Origin of the sequence: Bathymodiolus heckerae thiotrophic gill symbiont, from assembly GCF_900128515.1 — a bacterium.
GTDB lineage: Bacteria > Pseudomonadota > Gammaproteobacteria > PS1 > Pseudothioglobaceae > Thioglobus_A.
This window is the reverse complement of record NZ_FQTP01000066.1, coordinates 1-8,202: the sequence shown is the minus strand read 5'-3', so window position 1 is coordinate 8,202 and position 8,202 is coordinate 1. Positions and strand designations below refer to the sequence as shown.

Genomic DNA, 8,202 nt, shown 5'->3' with positions numbered 1-8,202 from the left:
CTAAAGTATCAACTAAGTTAACAGTTTTAGAGTCTTTATCTAAAATTGTAGATCAGCTAGTTGTTGGCGGCGGTATTGCTAATACTTTCATTGCAGCACAAGGTCACAATGTTGGTAAATCATTATATGAAAAAGACTTAATCCCTACTGCCCAGAAACTAATGAAGGATTGCGATATTCCCGTACCAACAGATGTTGTTTGTGGCAAGGAATTTTCTGAAACAGCAGAAGCTGTAACTAAGGCTTCAACTGAAGTAGTTGATGACGATATGATTTTTGATATTGGTCCAAATTCAGCTGAAGAATTAGCAGAAATTATGAAAAGTGCTGGAACTATTGTTTGGAATGGCCCAGTTGGCGTATTTGAATTCGACCAGTTTGAAGGCGGTACAAAAACACTGGCTATGGCGATTGCTAATTCTGATGCATTCTCAATTGCAGGTGGTGGTGATACATTAGCAGCAGTTGATAAATATGGCATTGAAGATAAAATTAGCTATATTTCAACAGGTGGCGGCGCATTTTTAGAATTCCTTGAAGGTAAAAAATTACCAGCAGTAGAAATTTTAGAAAAAAGAGCAGCGGAGTAACACTTGACTAGAAGAACTAAAATCTTAGCAACCTTGGGGCCGGCAACGGATAAGCTTGGGGTTTTAGAAAGCATTCTAGAAGCAGGTGTTAATGTTGTACGTATTAACTTCTCTCACGGTTCTGAAGAAGAGCATATGGGTCGTGTTAAAGCAGTGCGCGAATGGGCACAAGCTAACAACACTTACATTGGTGTGTTAATGGACTTACAGGGTCCAAAAATCCGAATCGCTTCTTTCAAAGACGGTATGAAGATCGAGCTTAAAAATGGTGACAGTTTTGCACTTGATGCCGATAAAGATAATTTGTCAGGTGATCAAGAGTCTGTTGGTATTGCTTATAAAACATTGCCACAGGAAGTTAAGCCAGGCAATGTATTAATTTTAGACGATGGAAAAATTGTTCTAGAAGTTAGCAGTGTTGACGGTAACAAGATTAATACAATTGTCACGCAAGGCGGAATCCTATCTGACAAGAAAGGAATCAACTTACGTGGTGGTGGTTTGTCTGCTAATGCCCTGACTGAAAAAGATAAAAAAGATATCTTTACTGCGGCAAAAGTTAATGCTGATTATGTGGCGCTTTCATTCCCAGTGAGTGGTGATGATGTACGTGAAACTAAAGCTTTATTAATTGAAGCAGGCTGTACAGCAGGCGTTATTTCTAAGATTGAGCGCGCTGAATCACTAAAAGAAGAAACTATTCAAGATATTATTAATGAGTCTGCCGGCATTATGGTTGCTCGTGGTGACTTAGGTGTTGAAATTGGTGATGCACAATTGCCAGCTCAACAAAAACGCTTAATTAGAATGGCTCGATCAAATGATCGTATCGTTATCACTGCAACGCAAATGCTAGAGTCGATGATTGAAAATCCAATTCCAACTCGTGCTGAAGTGTTTGACGTGGCTAATGCAGTATTAGATGGTACTGATGCAGTGATGCTTTCGGCTGAAACTGCCGCAGGCTCATACCCTAGAAATGCGGTATTAACCATGGCTGAAGTTTGTGAAGAAGCAGAAAAAAATCCAATTGCTAAGGTTTCTCATCACCGTTTAAATGAAAAATTTATCGATATTGATGAGACAATCGCAATGAGTGCTATGTATGCAGCTAATCATTTAGGTGTTAAAGTAGTTGCAGCCTTGACAGAAACAGGCAAAACAGCCATGTGGATGTCAAGAATTAGCTCTGATGTTTCAATTTATGCAATGTCAGACAGTGTGCAGACCTTACGTAAAGTAACATTATATCGTGGCGTATACCCATGCGGCATTGATAAGGATACAGGCAGCGACTGGTCAGATGTTAATCAGAAAGTGATTGATACACTGACTAAAAATGGTGTTGTTAAGGATGGAGATTTGGTAGTATTGACCAAAGGTATGTATAAAGATAAATCAGGTGGAACCAATATGATGAAAATTCTTCATGTTGGCGACAATGAGTATTAAAAAATTAAATAAGTAAAGGAGAAAAAATGTTAATTTCATTAAGAGAATTATTAGATCACGCAGCAGAAAACGGCTACGGAATGCCGGCGTTTAACGTAAACAACATGGAGCAAGTTCATGCGATCATGGAAGCTGCAGATAAAACCAATTCACCGGTTATTATGCAGGGTTCTGCAGGTGCAAGAGGCTACGCAGGCGAACCATTTTTACGTCATTTAATTATTGCAGCAACTGAAATGTACCCACACATCCCGGTAGTAATGCACCAGGATCACGGTTCAGAGCCAGCAGTATGTTTGCGTTCAATCCAGTCAGGTTTTTCATCAGTAATGATGGACGGCTCTTTAGAGGCAGATTGTAAAACACCTTCTTCATTTGAATACAATGTTGCAGTAACTAAAGAAGTTGTTGCAATGGCTCATGCTGGTGGTGTATCGGTTGAGGGCGAGTTAGGTTGTTTGGGTTCATTAGAAACTGGCATGATGGGTGAAGAAGATGGCCATGGTGCTGAAGGTAAATTAGACATGGAAATGCTACTAACTTCTGTTGAAGAAGCGGCTGACTTTGTTAAAGCAACTAACGTTGATGCATTAGCGATTGCTATTGGTACATCTCATGGTGCATACAAGTTTACAGCTGAGCCTACAGGTGATGTTTTACGTATTGACCGTATTAAAGATATCCATGCACGTATTCCGAACACACACTTAGTAATGCATGGTTCATCTTCAGTGCCACAAGATTGGTTAAAGACTATCAATGACTTCGGTGGTGACATGAGCCAAACTTACGGTGTTCCAGTAACTGAAATCCAAGAAGGTATCAGACACGGTGTTCGTAAGGTAAACATCGATACTGATTTACGTATGGCATCTACTGGTGCGATTCGTAAGCACTTAGCTGAAAATACATCAAACTTCGATCCACGTAAATTCTACAAAGAAGCTACGAATGCAATGAGTGATATTGTTGCAGCACGTTTTGAAGCATTTGGTGCAGCAGGTCAAGCAGACAAGATTAAAATATCTTCATTAGATGTTATGAGTCAAAGATATGCTGCTGGTGAATTAGACGCAAAAATTAAGTAAGCGCCTAAGGGTCAAGTATCAGAAAGGCTCGTTTATGACGAGCCTTTTTTTATTGTGATAAGGAATACATGAATAAAAATACACATTATTCAGTCATTGTTATTGGTGGCGGTCATGCGGGTACAGAGGCTGCTTTGGCTTCTGCACGCATGGGCGTCAGTACATTGTTAATCTCTCATAACATCGAAACACTCGGACAAATGAGTTGTAATCCTGCGATTGGCGGTATTGGCAAGGGCCATTTGGTTAAAGAGATTGATGCGATGGGTGGTGCAATGGCCAAGGCTATTGATAAATCAGGTATTCAGTTTAGAACGCTTAATGCTTCCAAAGGCCCTGCAGTTAGAGCAACTCGTGCCCAAGCCGATCGTGTATTATATAAAGTCGCCATTCGTTATGCATTAGAAAACCAAGAAAACCTATCCCTGTTTCAACAAGCAGTTGATGATTTGGTGATTGAACATGATGTGGTGACTGGCGTTATTACTCAAATGGGACTTAGCTTTAGCGCAGAAAAGGTGATTCTCACTTCAGGCACTTTCTTGGGCGGTGTTATCCATATTGGTCAAAAGAATTTCCAAGGTGGGCGAGCCGGTGATGCACCATCAAATCCGTTGTCAATTAAACTAAGAGAGTATGACTTAGGTGTGGGACGACTAAAGACAGGTACGCCACCCAGATTAGATGGTCGAAGTTTAGATTATTCACTGATGCAAGAACAGCCCGGTGATACGCCTTTACCAAGTTTTTCATTCATGGGTAAATTGTCTGATCATCCAAAGCAAATATCTTGTTTTATTACGAATACTAATGAAAAAGCGCATAATTTTATCCGCGCAGGCCTTAAAGATTCTCCAATGTACACGGGTAATATTGAGGGCATTGGACCAAGATATTGTCCATCAATTGAAGATAAAGTGGTGCGATTTGAAGAGCGCAATTCTCATCAAATTTTTGTTGAACCAGAAGGTTTAACCACCAACGAGGTTTATCCAAATGGCATATCAACCTCATTGCCATACGAAGTTCAGGTTGATTTTATTCGCTCTATCAAGGGTTTTGAAAATGCTCAGATTGTACGTCCAGGTTACGCCATTGAGTATGATTTTTTTGATCCGCGTGGACTAAAACAAACGCTTGAAGTTAAGCGTATTGCCAACTTATATTTTGCTGGCCAAATTAACGGCACTACGGGTTATGAAGAGGCCGCTGCTCAAGGTTTGTTGGCAGGTATTAACGCAGCCTGTGCGGTGAAAAACATTGATCCTTGGCTGCCAAAGCGTGACGAAAGTTATATTGGGGTGATGGTTGATGATTTAATCACTAAAGGCACGAACGAGCCTTACCGCATGTTTACTTCACGCGCAGAGTATCGACTGCTATTAAGAGAAGATAATGCGGATGAACGCCTAACCCCTAAAGCACATGAGTTGGGATTGATTGATGAGAGTCGTTGGCAGGCACTTTCTCGAAAGTATGAAGTTGTTGCCAAAGAAAAAGCTCGATTAAAAACTACCTGGATTCAGGCGAGTGATGATCAGGCTGGCGAAGTATTGGGCCAGAGCTTAAATCATGAATATTCATTATTGGAATTATTAAAACGCCCTAAGGTGAATTATGAAATATTGAGTAAAATAAAATCTGGTGAGCCGTATTTAACTGACAGGACACTGATTGGTGTAGTTGAAAATCAGATTAAATATGCTGGATATATCAAACGTCAGATGGACGAGATTGAAAAATATCGAAAGAATGAGAACACTGCACTTGCACAAGATATGGATTACAATTCTATCAAGGCTTTGTCAGCTGAAGTGCAACAAAAACTCACCGAGCATCGCCCCGAAACCATTGGTCAAGCAAGTCGAATTCAAGGTGTAACGCCAGCTTCTATCTCTATTTTATTGGTTTATTTAAAGTCGTACAAGAAGCAAAAATGATCGAAGAATTGTTACAACAAGGAGCACAAGAAATGGGTATTGAGCTTAATGAGGCTCAACGCACTAAGTTGTTGCAATATCTTCAATTGATTATTAAGTGGAATAAAACCTATAATTTGAGTGCAATTCGAGACCTCGAAGAAGGCGTTAAAAAACATTTGCTTGATAGTTTATCGGTGGTGTCTTATATTAACTCTGGGAATTTGTTGGATGTAGGTGCTGGCGCAGGTTTACCAGGTATTGTAATTAGTATTATGAAGCCGGAGTTGTTAGTAACGGTACTGGATACAGTGGGAAAAAAATGCCGTTTTATGCAGTTTGCTAAAACCCAGCTAGCCCTTAAAAACTTAACCGTGATTAACCAGCGTGTCGAAGACTATCGGCCAGAGCAGTGTTTTTCCCAAATTACATCAAGAGCATTTTCGGAGGTTGATAAAACCTTGAAACTAACCAGGCACTTATTGTGTGATAATGGCCATTATTTACTGATGAAGGGTAACCATTTTGCCAGTGAATCACTAGAAAATTATGAAATGAAAGTGCATCAAATTACTGTGCCCTATGTATCTGATCAGCGACATTTTTTAGAAATTAAACCGAGTTGAAAATGAAAAAAATATTTTATTACCTTATTGCTTTATTAATCGCACTTGCAACAGCTATAGTAGTATTTTTTGATGATATTGCCAAAAATACCATTGAATCTTATGCGCAAAAATCACTCAATACGCCTGTTAAAATCACAGAGTTTAGAAGTGATTGGTTAACTGGAAAAATTAATATTGATTTTATTGAGGTTAAAAATCCGACAAATTTTTCCAATGATAATGCCTTTGTTTTAAATCATCTAAGCGCTACCTTGGCAACTGAAACACAAGGAAAGCTAATTATTCTTGATCAGCTTGAATTTGACGGCTTGTTGTTTACTTTGGAGCAAGGTAAAAATCAAGTTAATTTGGTTGAGCTGCTTAAAGTGCTCGACCAGAAAAAATCTCAAATTAAATCAAACATCAGTACCGATACAAATACGAGCAAGCAGCCATATCGGTTAAAAATTAAGTCGTTAAGTTTTGTTAATACTCAGTTGTTTATTGATACACAGTGGTTTAAAGAAACTGTTGAAGTGCCAAATATCGTTATTCATAATTTTGGCAATGATCAAGGCATCCCAGTAGCCCAGGTCGGTCCGGAATTAATGAAGTTGGCATTAGCTCGGATTCAATCTGAAGTTGAGAAAAAAGGTTTGAGACTCAGCGAGCAAGAAATTAAAGAAAGTGTTCGTAGGAAATTGCGTGGAAAATTGGATGAGCTAGGTGGCGACCTGGATAACAAGGCCAAAAAATGGCTTAATAAAATAGGACTATAAAATGCATATTGTTGATTCTCATTGTCATATTGATCGTGTTGATTTAGAGCATTTTGGAGGTAGTATTGAGTCGATGCTGGCGCATGCTAACGAGATGTCTGTCAAAGAATTTTTATGCGTTTGTATTGACTTAGAGCATTTCGATGATGTATTTTCTTTGGCTAAAAAGCACGATCAAATCTACGCCTCTGTAGGTGTGCACCCAGTTGAGCAAGAGGGCCAAGATCCCAGTGTGGAAGAATTACTAGCATTGGCAGATGACGATAAAATTATTGCTATTGGAGAAACTGGGCTTGATTATTTTCACGTAGAAAAAGAATCTGCTGATTGGCAAAGAGATCGTTTTAGACGTCATATTGCCGCATCTAACGAATCAGGTAAGCCGATGATTATTCATACGCGTAATGCCAAAGAAGATACCATTAGCATTATGGCTGAAGAAAAAGCTAATGCGGGTGTTATGCATTGTTTTTCAGAAGACTGGGAGACAGCTAAAGCCGCCTTGGATCTTGGGTTTTATATTTCATTTTCTGGCATTGTTACTTTTAAAAGTGCAGAAGCACTAAGAGAAGTAGCTAAAAAAGTCCCTGCTGATCGCTTATTGGTAGAGACAGATTCTCCATACTTAACCCCAGTGCCAAATAGAGGCAGACCAAACTCACCTGCTTATACCTATTATGTGGCAGAAAAACTGGCTGAAATCAGAGGTGTGAGTATTGATCAAATCGCCGACACTACTACAAAAAATTTTAAACGTTTATTTTTCTCAAACTAATGGCTGTTACTTTTCAAACAATTGATGAATTTTCTCAGGGTCAACGCCTTGATAATTATTTGGTTAAAATCCTTAAGGGCGTGCCTAAATCGCACATATATCGTGTTATCCGAAAAGGCGAGGTGCGTGTTAATAAAGGCAGAAAAAAAGCCGATTACAAGCTCATGCAGGATGATATTGTGCGCATTCCACCTATTACGGTCAATGAGAAAAAAACAGCTCATGTCTCAGACAGTTTAAAGAAAATATTACTGGAATCGATTATCTATGAGGACAAAGGTCTGTTGATTATCAATAAGCCAAGTGGTATTGCGGTGCATAGTGGTAGTGGCGTGGATACTGGTGTGATCGAGGCGTTAAGGTCGGTTTACAAAGAGCCGATTGAGTTAGTTCATAGGCTTGATCGTGCAACGTCTGGCGTATTGTTGATTGCAAAAAAACGTAGCGTCCTTAAAAACTTACACGAACAGCTAAATAAACATGAAATGGAAAAACGCTATACCGCTCTGGTTAAAGGTGTTTGGTCAAAGAAACGTCATACAATTGACGCACCCCTGTATCAAAACTCAAGATACGCAGTGGTTGACAGCAAGGGCAAGCATTCGGTTAGTCATTTTCAGCCGTTGAAGAACTTCAGTAAAGATGATTTTTCTGCTTCATTAGTAGAGGCAACAATTGAAACAGGTCGAACCCATCAAATCCGAGCACACGCCAAATATGCAGAGCATGCAATTGCTTGTGATGATAAATATGGTGACAAAGAGTTTGATCGCCAGGTTAAATTTAGAGGTCTGAAACGTTTATTTTTACATGCACATCAATTAACTTTTACCAACCCAATGACAGGCGATATTCAAAAAGCTCAAGCACCATTATCAGTTGAATTACAAGATTTCTTAGATAAGTTATGAATGTCTATGCTCGTTTAATGCGCCTAGATAAACCAGTTGGAATTTATTTATTATTGTGGCCAACTTTGTGGGCATTGTTT

8 protein-coding genes and 1 pseudogene are annotated in these 8,202 nt (G+C 39.2%); all 9 read left to right on the top strand.

From position 1 onward, the window contains the following. Positions 1–590 (top strand): phosphoglycerate kinase (pgk, locus tag BTHERMOSOX_RS08045; RefSeq protein WP_138120572.1); only part of this gene is annotated, 590 nt, incomplete at its 5' end. A 3-nt stretch (positions 591–593) separates the two neighbouring features. Continuing rightward, on the top strand, positions 594–2,042 hold the full coding sequence (pyk, locus tag BTHERMOSOX_RS08040) for a pyruvate kinase (protein WP_138120571.1): 1,449 nt from the start codon (positions 594–596) through the stop codon (positions 2,040–2,042). 26 nt (positions 2,043–2,068) lie between these two features. Next, a complete protein-coding gene (gene fba / locus BTHERMOSOX_RS08035) occupies positions 2,069–3,130 on the top strand; it encodes a class II fructose-bisphosphate aldolase (RefSeq protein WP_138120570.1) in 1,062 nt (353 codons plus the stop codon). A gap of 68 nt (positions 3,131–3,198) precedes the next feature. Further along, the gene (mnmG, locus tag BTHERMOSOX_RS08030; protein WP_138120569.1) at positions 3,199–5,070 is read left to right on the top strand and encodes a tRNA uridine-5-carboxymethylaminomethyl(34) synthesis enzyme MnmG; all 1,872 of its coding nucleotides are present in this window, start codon (positions 3,199–3,201) and stop codon (positions 5,068–5,070) included. Further along, positions 5,067–5,675, top strand: coding sequence for a 16S rRNA (guanine(527)-N(7))-methyltransferase RsmG (gene rsmG, locus BTHERMOSOX_RS08025; protein WP_138120568.1), 609 nt, complete (start codon positions 5,067–5,069; stop codon positions 5,673–5,675). The genes mnmG and rsmG overlap by 4 nt, the downstream gene beginning before the upstream one ends. A 2-nt stretch (positions 5,676–5,677) precedes the next feature. Further along, entirely contained in the window at positions 5,678–6,436 is a 759-nt protein-coding gene (locus tag BTHERMOSOX_RS08020; RefSeq protein ID WP_138120567.1) for an AsmA family protein, read from the top strand. A 1-nt stretch (position 6,437) separates the two neighbouring features. Then, positions 6,438–7,211, top strand: coding sequence for a TatD family hydrolase (locus BTHERMOSOX_RS08015; protein WP_138120566.1), 774 nt, complete (start codon positions 6,438–6,440; stop codon positions 7,209–7,211). Beyond that, positions 7,211–8,122 (top strand): RluA family pseudouridine synthase, encoded by a 912-nt coding sequence (locus tag BTHERMOSOX_RS08010; RefSeq protein WP_138120565.1) that lies wholly within the window; start codon positions 7,211–7,213, stop codon positions 8,120–8,122. The genes BTHERMOSOX_RS08015 and BTHERMOSOX_RS08010 overlap by 1 nt, the downstream gene beginning before the upstream one ends. Further along, positions 8,119–8,202 (top strand): annotated as a pseudogene (ubiA, locus tag BTHERMOSOX_RS11795) (4-hydroxybenzoate octaprenyltransferase); the annotation flags it as partial. The gene BTHERMOSOX_RS08010 and the pseudogene ubiA, both read left to right, overlap by 4 nt.